The 19,419-nt window shown below is 66.7% G+C and carries 16 protein-coding genes and 1 pseudogene; 11 read left to right on the plus strand and 6 right to left on the minus strand.

The genetic code is table 11. The annotated features are described in order from the left end of the window. The 5 genes and pseudogenes from VDP82_RS01545 to lexA form a co-directional block, all read left to right on the plus strand. A pseudogene (locus VDP82_RS01545) lies at positions 1-285 on the plus strand (anthranilate phosphoribosyltransferase); the annotation flags it as partial. Beyond that, positions 282-1,097 carry an indole-3-glycerol phosphate synthase TrpC gene (gene trpC / locus VDP82_RS01550; RefSeq protein WP_323013072.1) on the plus strand — a complete coding sequence of 272 codons (816 nt, stop codon included), beginning with the start codon at positions 282-284 and terminating at the stop codon, positions 1,095-1,097. The pseudogene VDP82_RS01545 and the gene trpC, both read left to right, overlap by 4 nt. Beyond that, positions 1,094-1,570, plus strand: a complete 477-nt coding sequence (gene moaC, locus VDP82_RS01555; RefSeq protein WP_323013073.1) for a cyclic pyranopterin monophosphate synthase MoaC — start codon at positions 1,094-1,096, stop codon at positions 1,568-1,570. Before trpC ends, moaC begins: the two co-directional genes overlap by 4 nt. Next, a complete protein-coding gene (glp, locus tag VDP82_RS01560; RefSeq protein ID WP_323013074.1) occupies positions 1,567-2,769 on the plus strand; it encodes a gephyrin-like molybdotransferase Glp in 1,203 nt (400 codons plus the stop codon). Before moaC ends, glp begins: the two co-directional genes overlap by 4 nt. A gap of 82 nt (positions 2,770-2,851) precedes the next feature. Then, positions 2,852-3,565, plus strand: a complete 714-nt coding sequence (gene lexA / locus VDP82_RS01565; RefSeq protein WP_323013075.1) for a transcriptional repressor LexA — start codon at positions 2,852-2,854, stop codon at positions 3,563-3,565. A 693-nt stretch (positions 3,566-4,258) separates the two neighbouring features. Here the strand turns inward: lexA and VDP82_RS01570 are convergent. Beyond that, complete coding sequence (locus VDP82_RS01570; RefSeq protein ID WP_323013076.1) at positions 4,259-6,046, minus strand: IlvD/Edd family dehydratase; 1,788 nt, start codon at positions 6,044-6,046, stop codon at positions 4,259-4,261. A gap of 270 nt (positions 6,047-6,316) precedes the next feature. On the opposite strand from VDP82_RS01570, the gene VDP82_RS01575 reads away from it, so the two are divergent. The 4 genes from VDP82_RS01575 to VDP82_RS01590 are packed head-to-tail and all read left to right on the plus strand — an operon-like array spanning position 6,317 to position 10,707. Further along, the gene (locus VDP82_RS01575) at positions 6,317-7,237 is read left to right on the plus strand and encodes a 2-dehydro-3-deoxygalactonokinase (protein ID WP_323013077.1); all 921 of its coding nucleotides are present in this window, start codon (positions 6,317-6,319) and stop codon (positions 7,235-7,237) included. 14 nt (positions 7,238-7,251) lie between these two features. Next, positions 7,252-7,863, plus strand: coding sequence for a 2-dehydro-3-deoxy-6-phosphogalactonate aldolase (locus VDP82_RS01580; RefSeq protein WP_323013078.1), 612 nt, complete (start codon positions 7,252-7,254; stop codon positions 7,861-7,863). Continuing rightward, positions 7,860-8,738 carry an SMP-30/gluconolactonase/LRE family protein gene (locus tag VDP82_RS01585; RefSeq protein WP_323013079.1) on the plus strand — a complete coding sequence of 293 codons (879 nt, stop codon included), beginning with the start codon at positions 7,860-7,862 and terminating at the stop codon, positions 8,736-8,738. The genes VDP82_RS01580 and VDP82_RS01585 overlap by 4 nt, the downstream gene beginning before the upstream one ends. Positions 8,739-8,748: 10 nt before the next feature. Beyond that, on the plus strand, positions 8,749-10,707 hold the full coding sequence (locus VDP82_RS01590) for a beta-galactosidase (protein WP_323013080.1): 1,959 nt from the start codon (positions 8,749-8,751) through the stop codon (positions 10,705-10,707). Here VDP82_RS01590 and VDP82_RS01595 read toward each other — a convergent pair. Next, complete coding sequence (locus VDP82_RS01595; RefSeq protein ID WP_323013081.1) at positions 10,676-12,682, minus strand: ComEC/Rec2 family competence protein; 2,007 nt, start codon at positions 12,680-12,682, stop codon at positions 10,676-10,678. The two genes, VDP82_RS01590 and VDP82_RS01595, sit on opposite strands and share 32 nt — an antisense overlap. A gap of 176 nt (positions 12,683-12,858) precedes the next feature. Between VDP82_RS01595 and gltX the strand changes: the two genes are divergently transcribed. Then, positions 12,859-14,274 (plus strand): glutamate--tRNA ligase, encoded by a 1,416-nt coding sequence (gene gltX / locus VDP82_RS01600; RefSeq protein ID WP_323013082.1) that lies wholly within the window; start codon positions 12,859-12,861, stop codon positions 14,272-14,274. Positions 14,275-14,447: 173 nt separating this feature from the next. Next, complete coding sequence (gene gltA / locus VDP82_RS01605) at positions 14,448-15,737, plus strand: citrate synthase (protein WP_323013083.1); 1,290 nt, start codon at positions 14,448-14,450, stop codon at positions 15,735-15,737. 184 nt (positions 15,738-15,921) lie between these two features. On the opposite strand, the gene VDP82_RS01610 is transcribed toward gltA, so the two are convergent. The 4 genes from VDP82_RS01610 to lpxD are packed head-to-tail and all read right to left on the minus strand — an operon-like array spanning position 15,922 to position 19,374. Next, the gene (locus VDP82_RS01610; protein ID WP_323013084.1) at positions 15,922-17,070 is read right to left on the minus strand and encodes a lipid-A-disaccharide synthase; all 1,149 of its coding nucleotides are present in this window, start codon (positions 17,068-17,070) and stop codon (positions 15,922-15,924) included. Between the two features lie 2 nt (positions 17,071-17,072). Further along, positions 17,073-17,882: an acyl-ACP--UDP-N-acetylglucosamine O-acyltransferase gene (gene lpxA / locus VDP82_RS01615; protein WP_323013085.1), complete on the minus strand. Its 810-nt coding sequence runs from the start codon at positions 17,880-17,882 to the stop codon at positions 17,073-17,075. After that, the gene (gene fabZ, locus VDP82_RS01620) at positions 17,879-18,355 is read right to left on the minus strand and encodes a 3-hydroxyacyl-ACP dehydratase FabZ (RefSeq protein WP_323013086.1); all 477 of its coding nucleotides are present in this window, start codon (positions 18,353-18,355) and stop codon (positions 17,879-17,881) included. Before fabZ ends, lpxA begins: the two co-directional genes overlap by 4 nt. Then, positions 18,355-19,374 carry a UDP-3-O-(3-hydroxymyristoyl)glucosamine N-acyltransferase gene (lpxD, locus tag VDP82_RS01625; RefSeq protein ID WP_323013087.1) on the minus strand — a complete coding sequence of 340 codons (1,020 nt, stop codon included), beginning with the start codon at positions 19,372-19,374 and terminating at the stop codon, positions 18,355-18,357. Before lpxD ends, fabZ begins: the two co-directional genes overlap by 1 nt. Positions 19,375-19,419: the final 45 nt, after the last annotated feature.

Raw genomic sequence — 19,419 nt, forward strand, 5'->3', positions numbered from 1 at the left:
AGCTTCGAGCTTCACCCCGAAGAGGTGGGCCTGAAGCTGACCGACCCGTCCGAGCTGCTGGGAGGCGATCCGGCCGACAATGCCGCCGCCATCCTCGCCCTGCTCGATGGAGCGCCGGGGGCCTATCGTGATACGGTGCTGCTCAATGCAGGGGCCGCGCTGGTAGTTGCCGACAAGGCCGCCACCATCGAGGACGGCATTGCCCAGGCCCGCGCCGCCATAGACGGCGGCGCCGCCAAAGCCACGCTCGCCCGCCTCGTGGCGGTTTCCAACGGAGACCGATGACCGATATTCTCAAGCAGATCGAAACCTATAAGCGCGAGGAAATCGCCGCCGCCAAATCCATGCGCCCCTGGGCCGAAATCGTCGCCCAGGCGCATGACCAGCCCCCGCCACGTGGCTTTGTCGAGGCGATCCGGGCCAAGCGCGCCCGCGGCGACTACGCCCTCATCGCGGAGGTGAAAAAGGCCAGTCCCTCCAAGGGGCTGATCCGCCCCGATTTCCACCCCGCCGAGATCGCCCGCGCCTACGAAGAAGCCGGCGCCGCCTGCCTCTCGGTGCTGACCGACAAGCCCAGCTTCCAGGGTTCCCCGGCCTATCTGGCCGAGGCCCGCGCCGCCACCGGCCTGCCGGCACTGCGCAAGGATTTCATGTTCGAAACCTATCAGGTGGCCGAGGCGCGCGCCTGGGGTGCCGACTGCATTCTCATCATCCTCGCCGCCGTGGGCGACGACACCGCCCGCTATCTGCTCGACGCCGCCGAGGAATGGGGCATGGATGCGCTGGTGGAGGTGCACGACCAGCTCGAACTGGACCGGGCCCTGGCGCTGCATGCCAAATTCATCGGCATCAACAATCGCAACCTGCGCACCTTCGAGACCACGCTGGACACCTCGATCCGGCTGGCCGGGGGCGTTCCTCCCAAAACCCTTCTGGTCAGCGAAAGCGGCATTCTCAGCCACGACCATGTCGAGCTTCTGCATCGCGAGGCGGGCATCGGCACCTTCCTGGTCGGCGAAAGCCTGATGCGCCAGGCCGACGTCGCCGCCGCCACGCGCGCCCTGCTCCATGGGGTCAGCGAGCCGGTAAACGGATGAGCGCTGGCCTCACCCATCTCGACGCGACCGGCGCGGCCCACATTGTCGATATCGGTGACAAGGCGGTTACGCGTCGACGCGCCGTGGCCCAGGCCCGTCTTCTGGGCAAGGCCGAAACCCTTGCCGCCATTCTGGGGGGCGCGCTCAAGAAAGGCGACGCCCTGGCCGTGGCGCGCGTCGCCGGCATCATGGCCGCCAAGAAGACCGCCGATCTCATCCCCCTCTGCCATCCGCTGGCCCTCACCAAGGTGAGCATAGCCATCGAGGCCGATGGCGAAACGGCCCTGCTGGTGCGCGCCACCGCCGAAACCACCGGCCAGACCGGGGTGGAGATGGAGGCCCTGGTCGCAGCCTCCACCGCCGCCCTGACGCTTTACGACATGGCCAAGGCGCTCGACCGGGGCATGGTGGTCACCGATATCTGCGTTCTGGAGAAGTCGGGCGGGAAATCCGGCGATTTCCAGCGATCATGAGCCTGCTGCCGGTCGAAGAGGCGATTGCCGCCATTCTGCGGCGCGTTCCCCGGCCCCGGGCCGAGCCGGTTCCCCTTTCCGCCGCCGCCGGCCGCGTCCTGCTCTCGCCCGTCATCGCCGCGCATGACCAGCCGCCCTTTCCCGCCAGCGCCATGGACGGCTACGCTCTGCGCGCCGAGGATGTCCGGCCCGGCGTTCCGCTCACCCTTGTCGGCACGTCGCAGGCCGGTGCCGGCTTCACCGGCACGCTGAAGCCGGGCGAGGCGGTGCGCATCTTCACCGGCGCGCCGGTGCCCGAGGGTGCCGACACCGTCATCATGCAGGAAGAGGCCCGGCTGTCCGAGGCCGGAGTGAGCTTTGCCACCCCCGCGCAGCGCGGCCACAGCATTCGCCCGCTGGGCAATGATTTTGTCCGGGGCCAGACGCTGGTTTCCGCCGGCGAACGGTTGACGCCCATGCAGCTTTCAGTGGCCGCCGCCGCCAATCTTTCCCACCTCCAGCTTGCCCGCCTCCCCCGCATCGCCCTGCTGGCCACCGGTGACGAGCTGGTCCCGCCCGGCGCGCCGCTGGGGCCCGACCAGATCGTCTCATCCAACAGCACGGGGCTGGCCGCCCTGCTCGCGCCCTATGCCGAGACGGTGGACGATTTCGGCATCGCCCCCGACGACCGCGCCGCCCTCAGGGCCAGGCTCGAAGCCATCTTCGCCGCCCGGCCCGATATCGTGGTCACCACCGGGGGCGCCAGCGTCGGCGACCACGACATCGTCCAGGACATTCTGCTCGAACTCGGCGTTACCGTTGATTTCTGGCGCATCAATATGCGTCCCGGCAAGCCGCTGATGTTCGGCACGCATGGGCAGACCCTGGTCTTCGGCCTGCCCGGCAATCCGGTCTCGGCCATGGTCACCGCTGCCGTCTTCATCAAGCCGGCCCTGCGCGCCTGGCTGGGCCATGCCGAGCCGCCCGTTTGGCGGCTGCCCCTGCTCGCCCCCACCCCGCCCAATAGCGCGCGGCGCCATTTCATGCGGGCCCGGCTGGTGCAGACCCCGCAGGGACCGGCCCTGCGCCCCATCGGCCAGACCGATAGCGGCCACACCTCCTCCATGGCCGAGGCCGACATGCTCATCGTCCAGCCCGAGCACGACCCCGGCCAGCCCGCCGGCAGCCTGGTGGAGGCCCTGCGCATCGACGCCTTCTGATCTTCGCGCGGCATATTGCGGAACATACATGGAACACATATAGTCGTTCCGTCTATGTTCCGATTCTGTCGCGAGGGGGCCCATGCTGACGCGCAAACAACACGAGCTGCTGATGTTCATCCACGAACGGATGAAGGAAAGCGGCATTCCGCCCTCCTTCGATGAAATGAAGGACGCGCTGGATCTGGCTTCCAAATCCGGCATTCACCGGCTCATTACCGCTTTGGAGGAGCGTGGCTTCATCCGCCGCCTGCCCAACCGGGCCCGGGCGCTGGAAGTGGTCAAGCTCCCCGATTCCATGAACCCATCGCTGGGCGGGCGCCGGGCGCGCTTCGAGCCTTCGGTCATCGAGGGCAATCTGGGCAAGGTGGCCACGCCCCCCGCGCGCGGCGGCACCGACGAGGATTATGTTCGCCCCGTTTCCGTCCCCGTCATGGGCCGCATCGCCGCCGGCACGCCCATCGAGGCCATCCAGACCCATTCGCACACCATCATGGTGCCACCCGAAATGCTGGGCGGAGGCGAGCACTACGCGCTGGAAGTGCGCGGCGATTCCATGGTCGATGCCGGCATTTTCGATGGCGACACCGTGCTCATCAAGAAGCAGGACACCGCTTCCACCGGCGAGATCATCGTCGCCCTAGTGGACGATGAGGAGGCCACCCTCAAGCGCCTGCGCCGCAAGGGCAACACGGTCGCCCTCGAAGCCGCCAATCCCGCCTACGAAACCCGCATCTTCCCCCCCGACCGGGTCAAGGTGCAGGGCCGCCTGGTGGGCCTGCTGCGCAAATATTGAGGCCTTTTGCCGGTGCGCCACGCCCGCCCCACCCCGATGTCGTCCCGGCCTTGAGCCGGGATCCATCCCGAGGCGAATCCACCGGCACCATGTCAGGATAGGCCCCGGCTAGGCCGGGGCGACAACGGATGATATCAGCGGCCAAGCATTCCGAGCCGACCAATGGCCCGAAACCCACCCCGCCCCCGATGTCATTCCGGCGCAGGCTGGAATCCATATCCGCATCTATCCCCGCCCTTCAGATCGCGGCCCGCCCCCGCAGCAACGCAGCCCCCCGCAAAAACTTATCCCCCAGCCACTTCCTCGCCCTATGCTTTCCCCGTCGCCTCCTGAGACGCGGTCATGACGAGTGATCGGGAAGCGGCGGCAGGTGGCGCGGGGTCGCCCGTGCCTGAGGTCATTCTTTCTGCCGCAGACCCATAAGCCGGGCTGCGGGTCGCCGGGGCGGCGGCTGTATGCGTCCGCTCCGGGTGGCGGGTCCGGTGACAGCGCCGGCCTCGCGCCCAGCCGATCCTCGCGGGCAGGAATGCACGCGGAGGCCGAATGGATGGAACGCTGGCCTGTCCCCCCGGCGAGGCGAAGGCCTCACCTTTTGCGCACCCTCCAACCCGAGGTTCAGCCTCGCCGGGGTCGCCTCAAAAGCAAACCGGCCCCGATGTCTCGGGGCCGGCCGGAACTGCTGGAAAACGCCGCTCAGTGATTGTCGCGCGGCACCCCGAAAGTCTGGGCGATGCGCTGGTATTTTTCCGCCGGCTTGAGAATGGCGCCTTCCCCGAGTTGGCCGGTGATACCGCGCTGGATTTCCTGCCAGGGCGTCTGGTGGGCGGGATATTTATAGCCCCCAGCCGCTTCGAGCGCGGCGCGGCGCTCGGCGATTTCCGCCTCGGAAATCAGGATGTCGGCCCGTCCGGTGTTGAGGTCGATCCGCACCACGTCGCCGGTGCGCAGGATGGCGAGATTGCCGCCTGCCGCCGCCTCGGGCGAGGCGTTGAGGATGGAGGGCGAGCCCGACGTGCCCGACTGGCGCCCGTCCCCGATGCAGGCCAGCGCGGTGATGCCCTTCTTGATGAGATAGTCGGGCGGCCGCATGTTCACCACCTCGGCTGCGCCCGGATAGCCCACCGGGCCGGCGCCGCGCATGAACAGCAGCGTGTTCTCGTCGATCTCCAGCGCCGGATCGTCGATCCGGTGGTGGTAGTCCTCGGGGCCGTCGAACACCACGGCCTTGCCCTGGAACATGCCGGGATGGGCTGGATTGTTGAGATAGCGCTCGCGGAATTCCGGGGAGATCACGCTGGTCTTCATGATGGCATTGTCGAAGAGATTGCCGCGCAGCACCAGGAACCCGGCCTCCGCCTTGAGCGGATTGCCGAAGGGCCGGATCACCTTCTCGTCCTGGATCGGCGTGTTGCGGCAGTTCTCGCCGATGCTCTTGCCATTGACGGTGGGGGCGTTCTCGCGGATCAGCCCCTGCTTCATCAATTCATTGACCACGGCGGGCACGCCCCCTGCATGGTAATAATCCTCGCCCAGATATTCGCCCGCCGGCTGCAGATTGACCAGCAGCGGCACCTTGTGGCCATGCTCCTGCCACTCGTCCAGCTCAATGTCGACCCCGATATGCTTGGCGATGGCGGCGATGTGGATGGGCGCGTTGGTCGAGCCGCCAATGGCGGAATTGACCACGATGGTGTTGATGAAATTGTCCTTGGTCAGGACGTCGGAGGGCTTCAAATCCTCATGCACCATCTCCACGATGCGCATGCCGGTGCGATAGGCCATTTCCTGGCGGTCGCGATAGGGCGCCGGGATGGCTGCAGAGCCGGGAAGCTGCATTCCCAGCGATTCGGCCAGCGAGTTCATCGTCGTGGCTGTGCCCATGGTGTTGCAATAGCCCGTCGAGGGCGCCGAGGACGCCACCAGCTCGATGAATTGCGGATAGTCGATCTCACCCGCCGCCATCATCTGGCGCGCCTTCCACACAATGGTGCCCGAGCCGGTGCGCTCGCCCTTGTGCCAGCCATTGAGCATGGGGCCCACCGACAGCGCGATAGCCGGAATATTCACCGTAGCCGCGCCCATCAGCATGGCCGGAGTGGTCTTGTCGCAGCCGATGGTCAGCACCACCCCGTCCAGCGGATAGCCGTAAAGCACTTCCACCAGCCCCAGATAGGCCAGGTTCCGGTCGAGCCCGGCGGTGGGGCGCTTGCCGGTCTCCTGGATGGGGTGGACGGGAAATTCGATGGCGATGCCGCCCGCCTCGCGAATGCCTTCGCGCACCCGCTCGGCCAGCACGATATGGTGGCGGTTGCAGGGGCTGAGGTCCGAGCCGGTCTGGGCGATGCCGATGATCGGCTTACCCGATTGCAGCTCCTCGCGCGAAACGCCGAAATTCATGTAGCGCTCGAGATAGAGCGCGGTCATATCCGGGTTCTCCGGATTGTCGAACCAGGCGCGTGAACGCAGTTTAGTGGCCGTCATCGTCATGTCCTCTGGGATCGCGGGCGCGACGCCGCGCCCGTATTGGCATCGGTTCTAGCACGGCTTCGTGTCAAGCAAACAAAAAATCATACAATTAAATTGCCGCAGGCGCTTTCCGCCGGCAATCTTCCGCAACGCTCTGAAAACCTTACCAAACGAGGGGACCGCCGGGCGCGATTGAGGTTGGTGTGGGGCAAAAACGGGCTGGCTGAACCGGCCCGTACGCATTAGGTTCGCGCCGCGGCGCGCCGGCCGCGACGGGGAGAAATGATGAGCATGCTAGCCGATTGGGTCGGGGTCGACTGGGGAACCTCGAATCTGCGCGCCTGGGGCCTCGCCCCCGATGGCAGCGTGGCCTTCGAACGGGTCTCGCCCAAGGGCATGGGGCGGCTGACCCGCCCCGAATTTGCCCCGGCACTGGCCGAATTGCTGGCCGATGTGACGCCCGCCCGCGCAGGGCCGCTCGACATTCTGGTCTGCGGCATGGCCGGCGCCCGCCAGGGCTGGCTCGAGGCCTCCTATATGGAAGCGCCGGCCGATCTCGCCCGGCTGCTGGATGGTGCGGTGCGCCCCGAAATGGAAGACAGGCGCTTTGCGCCGGCCATCCTGCCCGGCGTCTGCCAGCACGCCCCCGCCCCCAATGTCATGCGCGGCGAGGAAACCCAGTTGCTGGGGCTGGCGGCTGAAAACCCGGGCTTTTCCGGCGTCGTCTGCATGCCGGGCACGCATTCGAAATGGGCCCGGCTCGAAGGCACCCGCATTCTCGATTTCTCCACCGCCATGACCGGCGAAATCTTCGAGACGCTGCGCAGCCATTCGGTGCTGCGCCACTCCCTGAATGGCGACCTGGAGGGCCCCGGCCGAGCTGAGGGCTTCGCCGCCGGCGCCGCCGACGGGCTGGAGCGGCCCGAAAGCCTGCTGGGCACGCTGTTCACCGTGCGCGCCGCCTCGCTGATCGCCGATCGCCAGCCGGATTGGTGCGCGGGCTATCTTTCGGGCCTGCTTATCGGCACCGAAATCGGCAGCAACCGGCACCTGATCGGTAACGCGCCGGTTCCCCTTATCGGCTCGGCGGGGCTCTGCGCGCTCTATGCGCAGGTGCTGGGGATGATCGGAATCAAGGGCGAGTCGCAGGACGCGGCCACCATCGTGCTGGCGGGCCTCAAGGCCGCGCGCAGCCACGCAGCCTGAAGCGGAGTAGTCTCATGGAGCATCGTCACATCATCGCCATCCTGCGCGGCATCACCCCGCCGGAAATCATCGGCGTCTGCGAGGCATTGATCGCGGCGGGCATCACCATGATCGAGGTGCCGCTCAATTCGCCCGACGCGCTGACCAGCATTGCGGACGCCGCTAAAAAGCTCGGCGACAAGGCCGCCATCGGCGCCGGCACCGTGCTCTCGGTGGACGATGTGGAGGCGGTCGTCCGCGCCGGCGGCAGCTTCATCGTTTCGCCCGATACCAATGCGGCGGTAATCGAGCGCACCATCGAGCGCGGCCTGCGCTCCTATCCGGGCGTCTTCACGCCCACCGATGCCTTCAGCGCCATTCGCGCCGGGGCAACGGGCCTCAAATTCTTCCCCGCCGAAGTGCTGGGCGCCAAGGGCATCAAGGCCATCAAGGCGGTGCTGCCGCCCGCGCTGCCGCTCTATGCCGTGGGCGGGGCCAATCCCGACAATTTCTCCGACTTCTTCGCCGCCGGCTGCGCCGGCTTCGGGCTGGGCACCTATATCTACAAGCCCGGCATGGACGCGGAGGCGGTGTCTGTACGCGCCGCCGCCGCGGTTAAATCCTATGATGCAGGGATAGCCGCATGAACCAGACCGCCCGCCTCATCTTCGATTGCCAATGCGCTCTGGGAGAAGGCCCGATCTGGCATCCGGGCCGGCAGGAGCTGTTCTTCTTCGACATCAATGCCGAAACGCTCTACGCCGTGCGCGCCGATGGGAGCCTCGTCGATCAATGGCTCTTCAACGAGATCGTGGCCGCCGCCGCCATCGTCGATGACGAGACGCTGCTCCTGGCCACCGAAACCGGCCTCAAGGGCTTCCAGATCGCCACGGGCGGGTTGGCGCCGGTCCATGCCATCGAGGCCGACAAGCCCGCCACCCGCACCAATGACAGCCGTGTGCATCCCTCGGGCGCCTTCTGGATCGGCACCATGGACAAAGGCTCCGCCGAAGCCCCGCTGGGCGCGCTCTACCATTATCGCCATGGGCAGCTCACCACGCTCAAGACCGAGGTGGCCATTCCCAACGCCACCTGTTTCTCCCCCGATGGGCGCATCGCCTATTGGACGGACACCCCCACAAGACGCATCCTCAAGGTCGAGACCGATCCTGAAACGGGCCTGCCCGTGGGCGACTGGCAGCTCTTTGCCGACGTCTCGGACGGGCCGGGCTATCCCGATGGCGCCGTCGTCGATGCACAGGGCTATCTCTGGAATGCCCGCTGGGGCGGCAGCTGCGTCGTGCGCCACGCGCCCGACGGGTCGGTCGACCGTGTCGTCGAACTGCCGGTGAGCCAGGTCACCTGCCCCGCCTTTGGCGGAGCCGACCTCAAGACGCTGTTCATCACCACCGCCAACAAGAATATGAGCCCCGACCAGCTGGCCGCCGAAAAAATCGCCGGGGGGCTCTTCGCCATCGATCTCGACATTGCCGGCCTGCCCGAGGCCCGCGTCAGCCTTTGAGACCACGCTCATGACCAGCCCCGCCCTCGGCGTCTGCTACTACCCCGAACACTGGCCCGAAGACTGGTGGGAGCGCGACGCCGCCCGCATGGCCGAGATCGGCATAAAATGGGTACGCATCGGGGAATTTTCCTGGTCGCGGCTGGAGCCTAGGCCCGGCCAGCTCGATTTTTCCTGGGCCCGCCGCGCCATGGACGTGCTGGGGCGCCACGGCCTCAAAATCATCTTCGGCACCCCCACCGCCACCCCGCCGCGCTGGATGGTGGATAAGCATCCCGACATGCTGGCCGTGGACCGGGAAGGCCGCCGCAAGGGCTTCGGTTCGCGCCGCCATTACGATTTCTCCCACCTGCCTTATCGCGAGGAGGCCGCCCGCATCACCCGGCTCATCGCCGAGGCGCTGGGCGATCATCCGGCGCTGGCCGGCTGGCAGACCGACAATGAATATGGCTGCCATGGCACCACCTATTCCTATTCGCCCGCCGCCCGCGACGGCTTCCAGCGCTGGCTGGCCGAAAAATACGGCACCATCGACGCGCTCAACGCCGCCTGGGGCAATGTCTTCTGGTCGATGGAATATGACCGCTTCGATCAGGTCGAACTGCCCAATCTGCTCGTCGCTGAGGCCGCCCCGGCGCATGATCTCGATTTCCGCCGCTATTCTTCCGCTCAGGTCGCCGCCTTCAACAAGGTGCAATACGACATCCTCAAGGCGCGCCGGCCCGACCTGCCGGTCATCCACAATTTCATGTCGCGCTACACCGAATTCGACCATTTCGACGTGGCCGAGACGCTGGACGTGGCGAGCTGGGATTCCTATCCGCTCGGCCATCTGGCCACCAGCAACGAGCCGGAGGAGGTCAAGCGCCTCTATCTGCGCCAGGGCGATCCCGACAATGCCGCCTTCCACCACGATCTCTATCGCAGCGTCGGCCATGGGCGCATGTGGATCATGGAGCAGCAGCCCGGCCCGGTGAACTGGGCCGATTTCAACCCCGATCCCCTGCCCGGCATGGCCCGCCTCTGGGCCTGGGAGGCCTTCGCCCATGGCGCCGAGGTGGTCTCCTATTTCCGCTGGCGCCAGGCCCCCTTCGCCCAGGAGCAGATGCATGCGGGCCTGTTGCAACCCGACAGCGCCCCGGCCCCCGCTTATCACGAGGCCCAGCAGGTGGCCGCCGAAATTAAGGCGCTGAAGCTGGGCGGCGTCGCCGGCAAGGCGCGCGTCGCCCTTGTCTACGACTATCAGAGCGAATGGGCCTGGGACATCCAGCCCCAGGCCAAGGGCTTCAGCCACGGCGCCCATGTGCGCGCCCTCTACGCCGCCTTCCGCAAGCATGGCGTGGATATCGACATCCTGCCCCCCTCGACGCAGAGCTTGGCCGGCTACGATATCGTCGCCATTCCGGCGCTCTTTGCCTGGAACGACGCCCTGCGCGCCGCCCTGGCCGACTTCGACGGCCATGTGCTCATCGGCCCGCGCACCGGCTCCAAGACCCAGGATTTCGCCATTCCGCCCCGGCTGGGGCCGGACCTGCCGAGCAACCTGCTCGACGTGAAGGTCATCCGCGTCGACAGCACCGATCCGGCGCTGGAAGTCGAGGTCAGGGGCAGCGGCACGGTGCATCACTGGCGCGAGCGCATCGAAACCCGCGCCCAGGTGGTCATCGAGGACGCAGAAGGCTGGCCGGTGCTGCTGCATCAGGGCAAGCTCTATTATCTGGGCGCCAGCGGCAGCAAGGCGCTGATCCAGCGCGTGGTCGACCATCTCATCGCCGAGGCGGATTTACCAACTCTGGCCCTGCCCGCCGGCGTGCGCTGCCGCACCCGCGATGGCCTGCGCATCTACGTCAATTACGGCGCCGGCAATGCCCTGCTCACCCCCGCTGCCGACGAGGCCGACTATGTCCTGGGCGGCCCCGACATGCCGGGGGCCGGCGTCACCGTGGCCAGACTCGCCACGGCCGGCTGACATCGGGAATGGCGGTGCGGATTTCGAACCGCCCCGCCTCCTCCTCCCAGCGCAGCCAGTGGACGCCGAGCCGGGCCAGCGCTACCCCATCGACCACCTGCCCGCCTCGGCAGGTTGCCGGCGCCGGAACGCGCGCCACGATCAGCGCGTGTCGCCCGCAATCCTCGGCGAAAGCCGCCGCGTTGCGGATGATCGAAATCGAGAAATCCCCGGTCTGCGCCACGCAGGCTATACTGTCGCAGCGGGCGGAATCCGCCTTTGGCGCAATCTTTTCCTGGTAGTGCTGCGCCCAGGCATTGACGGCAAAGCTGCCGGGACGCCCCGTCACCAGCGCCAAGCCGGTGTCCTCGCGCAGCGCCACGGCCTGGGTGCTGTCGGCGATCAGCAGATCCGGCCTCTGGTCGAGCCCGAAGGCCAGCACCAGCGGAATGGCCAGCACGGGGGCGACCAGCCTCGCCCAATGGGTCACGGCGGCGAAGATGCCCAGCGCGGCCAGCCCGATCAGCAGCGCCCAACCGGTCAGCAATGGGTTACCGATCAGGCCCTGGCTCCAGCCGGCCACGAGCTCGGCCACGTCCATCATGCGCTCGATGCCCCAGCCCATGACGATGACAAAGGGCGCCTCCGCGCCAAAGGGCATGGCCAGCACCGAAAGCACGGCGAAGGGCATGATGACCAGGCTCACCACCGGCAGCGCCAGCACATTGCCGAGCACGCCCAACGGCGCGGTCTGCTGGAAATGATAGGCCGAGAACAACAGCGTCGCCGCCCCGGCGATGAAGCTGGTCAGCGCGGTGGCCCACACGGTGCGCGCCATGCGCGAGACGAATCCCGCCTGTCGGTCGCGCACCGGCCGGGGCATTTCATAAATGCCGATCAGGGCGATCACGGCGGCAAAGGAGAGCTGGAAGCTGGGCCGGAAAATACTGGCCGGATCGATGATGATGATGGCGATGGCCGCCAGCGCCACATTGCGCATGGTCAGCGCCCGCCGCCCGGCCAGCACGGCGCCGAACACCAGTCCCAGCATCAGCGTCGAGCGCAGCGCCGGCACATTGCCCAGCCCCCCGGCCAGCAGCAGGTAGAAAAAAGCGGCGGCGAGCCCGCCCACCGCGGCAACCTTCTTGACCGGCCAGCGCGTTGCGGTCGCCGGGATGGCGGCCAGCAGCCAGCGCAGCAGGAAGAAGACGCCGCCGGCAACGATGGACAGGTGCAACCCGGAAATCGAATAGACATGCGCCAGGCCCGAGGCGGCCATCACGGCGCGGGTTTCGTCGGTAATGCCGCTCTGGTCGCCCATCACCATGGCGCGCCCGATCGCCGCCGCCGGCCCGTCGAGCACGGCGTCGATCCGCGCCCCGATCGTCATGCGCATGATTTCGATGAAGCGCGTTGCGTCCGCCGCCCCCTCCCCGACGCGCTCGAAGCCGCTGGTCACGTTGCCATAGGCGCCGATGCCGTCGAAATAGGAGTGGAACTGGCCGTCATATGTGCCCGGCAGCACCGGACCGGGAACCGGCGCAAAGCGCATATTGGCGCGGATGGTGTCGCCCGGCGCCAGCACCGGCTCGGGCGGCGCCAGCAGCCGCGCCCGCCTTATCGGCACGCCGCGCGATCCCTCCGCCGGCGCGATCTGCGAAATCACCAGTCGCCGGCTCTGCGGGGTGGCCGACAGGATTTCATCCACCCGCGCCTCGAATAGCCCATAGGCGGGCCGGTAGAGCATGGCGGTGCCGAACCAGTGGGCGTGGAGCGGCAGCAGGCAGAGCCCCAGCCACGCCGCCAGCGCCAGGCTCGCCCAGCCCAGCCATGCCGTGCGCCGCAGAACCAGCATCACCAGCAAGATCACGCCGCCCGCCGCGCCCAGCGCCCAGGCCGGCGGCTCGGCCGGCAGCGCCGCATAGACCACCAGGCCGGCGATCATCAGGAAGGGCAAAAGCACGAAAAGCTGCCGCCCGGTGGTAGCGTCCTCCATCCACTCCCGGATCGACAGACGCGCAGAGGGCCGGGCGCCCCGCGTGGGGCGCGCTCGAAACGGGCCATCCTCGCGCTTCCCGGCCGCCATAGCCCCCACCGGCCTCACCCCCGCCCTTGCGCTCGTGCGGCTCTATGCTACACACGGCCCCAACTCTCTCCAAGCATTGTGCCGCCATGTCCCAGGTCGTTACCCGTTTCGCTCCCTCGCCCACCGGCTATCTGCATATCGGGGGCGCCCGCACGGCCCTGTTCAGCTGGGCCTATGCCCAGAACAAGGGCGGCAAGATGCTGCTGCGCATCGAGGATACGGACCGTGAGCGCTCCACCGAGGCCGCCGTCACCGCGCTGGTGGACGGGCTCAAATGGCTGGGCCTTACCTGGGACGGCGAGCCGATCAGCCAGTTCGCCCGCGCCGCGCGCCATGCCGAGGTGGCCCATGAGCTGGTGAAGCTGGGCCACGCCTATTATTGCTATTGCTCGCCCGCCGAGCTCGACCAGATGCGCGAGGACGCCCGCGCCGCCGGCAAGCCGCCGCGCTACAATGGCTATTGGCGCGACCGCGCCCCCTCCGAGGCGCCCGAGGGCATCAACCCGGTCATCCGCATCAAGGCCCCGCTCAGCGGCGACATCGTCGTCAACGACCATGTGCAGGGCCAGGTGGTGTTCAAGGCCGAAAACCTCGACGACTTCATCATCCTGCGCTCCGACGGCACCCCCACCTACATGCATGCCGTGGTGGTGGACGACCACGACATGGGTGTCACCCACATCATCCGCGGCGACGATCACCTGACCAATGCCGCCCGCCAGATCATCATCTACAACGCCATGGGCTGGACCGTGCCGGAAATGGCCCATATCCCGCTCATCCACGGGCCCGATGGCGCCAAGCTCTCCAAGCGCCACGGCGCGCTGGGCGTCGAGGCCTATCGCCAGATGGGCTATCTGCCCGAAGCGCTGCGCAATTACCTGGCCCGCCTGGGCTGGAGCCATGGCGACGACGAGATCTTCTCCACCGAGCAGATGGTGGAATGGTTCAGCCTCGACGCGCTCAACAAGGGCGCAGCGCGCTTCGATTTCGTCAAGCTCGAGAATATCAATGGCCATTATATCCGCGAGGCCGATCCCGCCTATCTCTATAAGGTGATGGTGGACACCGCGCGGGAGCTGAACCGCGCGCATGACCTCGAGGGGCTCCTTGCCAACCACAATGTCGTACTGGCCGCCCTGCCCGAATTGCAGCCGCGCGCCAAGACGGTGCTGGAGCTGATCGACCTGGCCCAGTTCATCTATGCCGTCCGCCCCATCGCGCCCGACGCGGCGGCGGCGGCGCTACTGACCGACGAGGCCCGCACCCTGCTTGCGGGTATTGCCGAAACGTTAGGGGGGCTTGCCGATTGGTCAGTGCCCGCCATCGATGCATCCATGCGCCAGCTTGCCGAGGCCAGGGGTGTCAAGCTGGGCAAACTGGCCCAGCCGCTGCGCGCCGCCCTCACCGGACGCACCGTATCTCCGGGGATTTTCGAGGTCATGGTGCTGATCGGTCGCGAAGATTCGATGGCCCGCCTCGGCGATCAGGTCAAGGGCTGACCCGGATGCCAATCCGCCCCGCAAGGGGCGGATGCTACTTACCTATCGGTTGCTTGCAATGGGCAAACCCTGATACCTCTCCCCCCAGCAACTAGCGCTGTCAAAAGCGTCGTAGCCACCATCCGGGCCTGCCAAGAATGCGTTCGGATGCGCGGCATAGCCAGGAGAGCTCAATGACCGACAAAGTCGCCAAACTCGTCATCGGGGATCAGACCCATGAATTTCCGGTGCTGGCCGGCTCCGTAGGGCCGGAAGTGATCGACATAAGATCGCTCTATGCCAAGACGGGCCTGTTCACCTACGATCCGGGCTTCACCTCCACCGCCGCCTGCGACAGCGCCATCACCTATATCGACGGCGACAAGGGCGAACTGCTCTATCGCGGCTACCCCATCGAGCAGCTGGCGGACAAATCCAACTACCTCGAAGTATGCTACCTGCTGCTCTATGGCGAATTGCCCAGCAAGACCGATTTCGCCAAATTCGAGCAATTGGTAACGCGCCACACCATGGTGCATGACCAGATGCAGTATTTCTATCGCGGCTTCCGGCGCGATGCCCACCCCATGGCCATCATGACCGGCGTGGTCGGCGCCATGGCCGCCTTCTATCACGACTCCACCGACATCAACGATCCCGAGCAGCGCGAGATCGCTTCGATCCGCATGATCGCCAAGATCCCGACGCTGGCGGCCATGGCCTATAAATATTCGGTGGGCCAGCCCTTCGTCTATCCGCGCAACGACCTCGATTACGCCTCCAACTTCCTGCATATGTGCTTCTCGGTGCCGGCCGAGGAATACAAGGTCGATCCGCGCATCGCCCGCGCCATGGACCTCATCTTCACCCTCCATGCCGATCACGAGCAGAACGCCTCCACCTCGACGGTGCGCCTGTCCGGTTCGTCCGACGCCAATCCCTTCGCCTGCATCGCGGCGGGCGTGGCCTGCCTGTGGGGCCCGGCCCATGGCGGCGCCAACGAGGCGGCGCTCAACATGCTGCGCGAGATCGGCACCGTGGACCGCATTCCCGAATTTCTCGAGCGCGCCAAGGACAAGAACGATCCCTTCCGCCTCATGGGCTTCGGGCACCGCGTCTACAAGAATTTCGACCCGCGCGCCAAGGTGATGCAGCACACCGCCAAGGAAGTGCTGTCCATTCTGGGCGTCGAGAACAACCCCACCCTGCAAGTGGCGCAGGAGCTGGAGCGGATCGCGCTGGAAGACCAGTATTTCATCGACCGCAAGCTCTATCCCAATGTCGACTTCTATTCGGGCATCATCCTCGAGGCCATCGGCTTCCCCACCTCGATGTTCACCGTGCTGTTCGCCGTGGCCCGCACCGTGGGCTGGATCAGCCAGTGGAAGGAAATGATCGGCGACCCGCAAAAGAAGATCGGCCGCCCCCGCCAGCTCTACAACGGCTCCCCCGCCCGCGACTACCAGCCCATCGGCCAGCGCTGAGCGCCGCTCACCCATGCTGTCGCCCCGGCCTCGCGCCGGGGCCCATCCTGACACGCCCCCCCGTGTCATTCCGGCGCAGGCCGGAATCCATATCCCAATGATTCCCAGAATCCCGAATTTGCCGCGAGCCTAAGACAGGAATTCCGGCTTGCGCCGGAATGACATCGAGGGTGAATAAGGCGCGCTAAGCACCGGCCCAATGGGCCAGCACGCGGTCCGCCGGGTCCTGGCGGGGATGATCCGCCTCGCCATTCTCCATCAGGTCCGCGAGCTCCCCAAAGGCTGCGATCTGCGCCTGCCGGGCGGCCCTGTCGTCCAGCAGCGTCCGCGCCTGGGCGATAACCATGGCCTCGTCGGGCGCCGCCATCACCAGTTCGGGCACCGCCGCCCGGCCCAGCACGATATTGGGCAGCGAAATGGCCGGCGAGCCGATCTGGCGATAGACGCGAGCCTGCGGCGCATCCATCACATACATCACCACCATGGGCAGTTGCGCCAGCGCCAGCTCAAGCGTCACCGTGCCGGAGACGGCCAGCGCCATGACGGCGTCGGCATAAAGCGCGGCGCGCTCGGTCCGCTCGGCCAGCACCCGCACCCTGACCGGCCAGTCGGCCACTTCCCGCTCCAGCCGCGCCTTGAGCGAGGGCAAGGTGGGAATGACCATTTCACTGACGGCGGGGTGATCGGCCAGTTGCTCGGCGGCGGCGCGCAGCAGCGGCAGGTGCCGGCGCAATTCGCCCGAGCGGCTGCCCGGCAGCAGCACCAGCGGCCCCCTCTCGATCGCCTCGCGTCGATGGCGCTCGATCAGGGCCGGGTGGCCCACATAGCTGGTAGGCGGCCCTGCCAATCGTTCCATCACCGCCGGCTCGAAGGGCAGCACCGCCAGCACTTCCTCGAAAAGCGGCCTGATCCTGGGCGCGCGCTGCGGCGAGCGCACCCACACCGACGGCGCCACATAGAGCAAGATCTTGCCCTTGTAGCCGAAGCGCTTCAGCCGCTGCGCCAACAGGCGCGAAAAATCCTGGGAGTCGATCAGCACCACGATATCGGGATTGGCCGCACGGATGGCGCGCGCCGTCTGTCGCAGTCGCCAGAGCAGCAGCGGCAGGCGCAACAGCACGTCGGTCAGCCCCATTACCGCCAAATCGCTCATCGGAAACAGCGATTTGAGCCCCTGCGCCTCCATTTCGTGCCCGCCGACACCGATAAAGGCCAGGTGCACGCGCTGCTTCAGGCGGGCGATCAGGTCGGCGGCGATGCGGTCGCCCGAAGCCTCGCCGGCGAGAATGAACAGCTTGAGCCGCTCCCCCATGTCCCCGTCAGCGGCCGTCATGCTCACTCGCTGTCGTGGCTGTTGCGCGGCAGCAGGATCGGACGGTCGGACGCCGCGGCGATGAAGGCCACCACGTCCTGCACCAGCGCGTCGTTCTTGAAGAGTTCGGCCGCATCCTCGACGCGCTCGCGCAGGGTGCCCTCGCTGGCGAAGATCTGCCGATAGGCGGCGCGCAGGCGGTGAATGGCCTCGCGGTCGAACTTGCGGCGCTTGAGCCCCACCAGGTTGAGCCCGTTCAGCGTGGCCCGGTTGCCGACGGCCATGCCATAGGGGATGACGTCGCCATCCACCATGGAATGAGCACCGACAAAGGCATGGGCGCCGACACGGGTGAACTGGTGAACGACCGACGAGCCGCCGAAAATGACATTGTCCCCGATATGGCAATGGCCGGCGATGCCGACATAATTGGCCATGATGACATTGTTGCCGACGATGGAATCATGGGCCACATGCGCGCAGGCCATCAGCAGGCAGTCATTGCCGATCCGGGTCAGCATGCCGCCGCCCTCGGTGCCCGGATTGATGGTCACCGACTCGCGGATGACGCAGCGCTCACCGATCACCAGGCGGGAGGATTCGCCGTGATATTTGCGGTCCTGCGGCCGGTGCCCGACCGAGGCGAAGGGATAGATCTGCGAGCCGGCGCCGATCTCCGTGCGCCCTTCGACGCAGACATGGGAAATGAGCTCGACGTCATCGCCCAGCACCACCTCGTCCCCGACGATGCAATAGGGGCCGATTTTCACGCCATTGCCCAGGCGCGCGCCCGCAGCGACGATGGCAGTAGGATGGACGCTGGCAGAGCTCACGATTCGGCTCCGACGATCATGGCGGTGATTTCGGCTTCGGCGATGACCGTGCCATCAACTATGGCCTTGGCCTCGTAGCGGCCGACATTGCGGCGGCGCTGCACCTTGGCGATGTGGAATTCGATGGTGTCGCCGGGGCCGGCCGGCTTGCGGAACTTGGCCTTGTCCACGCCCAGCATCAGCACGATATTCTTCCGCCCGCCGGTGGAGTCGTGCTTGATGACGATGGCGCCGGCCGTCTGCGCCATGCCCTCGATGATGAGCACGCCGGGAAAGACCGGATTTTCCGGGAAGTGGCCCTGGAAGATCGGTTCGTTGAAGGTGACGTTCTTGATGCCGACGGCGGTTTCGTCCCGGTCGATATCGATGATCTTGTCGATCATCAGGAACGGATAGCGATGAGGCAGGCTGGTCAGGATCTCGGCAATGCTCATTGCCGTCAGCTCGGTGGTGGCTGGTGCGCTGTCGGTCATCACCGCTTCTCCCCCTTGGAAAGTTTCCGCATAATGGCGATTTCCCGCCAGAAGTCTCTTATATCCTGCGCCGGCGCACCGGCAAGTTTGCTGCCCGCCGGCCAGTCCTTGGTCACGGCGGCGCGGCCATGCACCACCGAGCCGCGCCCGATGGTCATGTGCCCGGCCGTGCCCGAGCCCCCGCCCATCAGCACCGAATCCTCGACGATGGTGGAGCCGGCCAGCCCGCTCATGGCGGCGATGAGGCAGTTTCGGCCGATGCGGCAATTATGGCCGATCTGCACCAGATTATCGATCTTGGTGCCCTCGCCGATCATGGTGTCGCCCAGCGCCCCCCGGTCGATGGTGGAATTGGCGCCGATCTCGACCCGGTCCTGCACCAGCACGCGCCCCAGCTGGGGCACCTTGCGATTGGTGCGGCCATGGTCGAGCCAGCCGAAGCCTTCCGTGCCGATGCGCACGCCGGGATGCACCACCACCTCATTGCCCAGATGGGCGCAATCGAGAGAGCAATTGGCGCCGATGACGCAATTGCGCCCGATGGTAACCCCCGCCCCGATGACCGTATTGGCCCCGATGACGGTGCCGCGCCCTATCTCCACGCCCCGGCCGATGACGACATTGGCGCCCAACATGACGTCGCGCTCGATCAGCGGCTCGGGCAGGTCGTCACGGCCGGCCGCGAGCAGGGCGCGCGTATCGTCGGGATAGAGCTGGTCGAGAATGGCGGCAAAGAGCGGATGGGGCTTGTCGAGCACGATGGCCAGGCACCCCGCCGGCACCAGATCGCGCAGGGCCGGCGTCACCAGCACGGCGCTGGCGGCAGTCTTGCGCAGATCCTCGCTATAGTCGCTATGCGCCGCCAGGGCCAGGTCGCCCTCGCCGGCCAGCTCCAGCTCGGCGGCGCCGGTGATGAGCAGCTCGGATGGCTGTGCCAGCAGGTCGCCCCGCCCCAGCCCGGCCAAAATCTGCTCGATCGGAAACGGGCCGGCGAAGCGATGAAAACGGGTGTCGACCATTATGTCACTCAAAAACAAAGAGCCGCGGTGCTTGCCGCCCGCGGC

Origin of the sequence: Devosia sp., from assembly GCF_034675085.1 — a bacterium.
In the GTDB taxonomy this organism is placed as follows: Bacteria; Pseudomonadota; Alphaproteobacteria; order Rhizobiales; family Devosiaceae; genus Devosia.

Bases quoted from the DNA above. Each gene is read 5' to 3' on its own strand.
- trpC (WP_323013072.1), top strand. From the start codon at position 282: ATGACCGATATTCTCAAGCAGATCGAAACCTATAAGCGCGAGGAAATC.
- moaC (WP_323013073.1), top strand. From the start codon at position 1,094: ATGAGCGCTGGCCTCACCCATCTCGACGCGACCGGCGCGGCCCACATT.
- glp (WP_323013074.1), top strand. From the start codon at position 1,567: ATGAGCCTGCTGCCGGTCGAAGAGGCGATTGCCGCCATTCTGCGGCGC.
- lexA (WP_323013075.1), top strand. From the start codon at position 2,852: ATGCTGACGCGCAAACAACACGAGCTGCTGATGTTCATCCACGAACGG.
- VDP82_RS01570 (WP_323013076.1), bottom strand. From the start codon at position 6,046: ATGACGGCCACTAAACTGCGTTCACGCGCCTGGTTCGACAATCCGGAG.
- VDP82_RS01575 (WP_323013077.1), top strand. From the start codon at position 6,317: ATGAGCATGCTAGCCGATTGGGTCGGGGTCGACTGGGGAACCTCGAAT.
- VDP82_RS01580 (WP_323013078.1), top strand. From the start codon at position 7,252: ATGGAGCATCGTCACATCATCGCCATCCTGCGCGGCATCACCCCGCCG.
- VDP82_RS01585 (WP_323013079.1), top strand. From the start codon at position 7,860: ATGAACCAGACCGCCCGCCTCATCTTCGATTGCCAATGCGCTCTGGGA.
- VDP82_RS01590 (WP_323013080.1), top strand. From the start codon at position 8,749: ATGACCAGCCCCGCCCTCGGCGTCTGCTACTACCCCGAACACTGGCCC.
- VDP82_RS01595 (WP_323013081.1), bottom strand. From the start codon at position 12,682: ATGGAGGACGCTACCACCGGGCGGCAGCTTTTCGTGCTTTTGCCCTTC.
- gltX (WP_323013082.1), top strand. From the start codon at position 12,859: ATGTCCCAGGTCGTTACCCGTTTCGCTCCCTCGCCCACCGGCTATCTG.
- gltA (WP_323013083.1), top strand. From the start codon at position 14,448: ATGACCGACAAAGTCGCCAAACTCGTCATCGGGGATCAGACCCATGAA.
- VDP82_RS01610 (WP_323013084.1), bottom strand. From the start codon at position 17,070: ATGACGGCCGCTGACGGGGACATGGGGGAGCGGCTCAAGCTGTTCATT.
- fabZ (WP_323013086.1), bottom strand. From the start codon at position 18,355: ATGACCGACAGCGCACCAGCCACCACCGAGCTGACGGCAATGAGCATT.
- lpxD (WP_323013087.1), bottom strand. From the start codon at position 19,374: ATGGTCGACACCCGTTTTCATCGCTTCGCCGGCCCGTTTCCGATCGAG.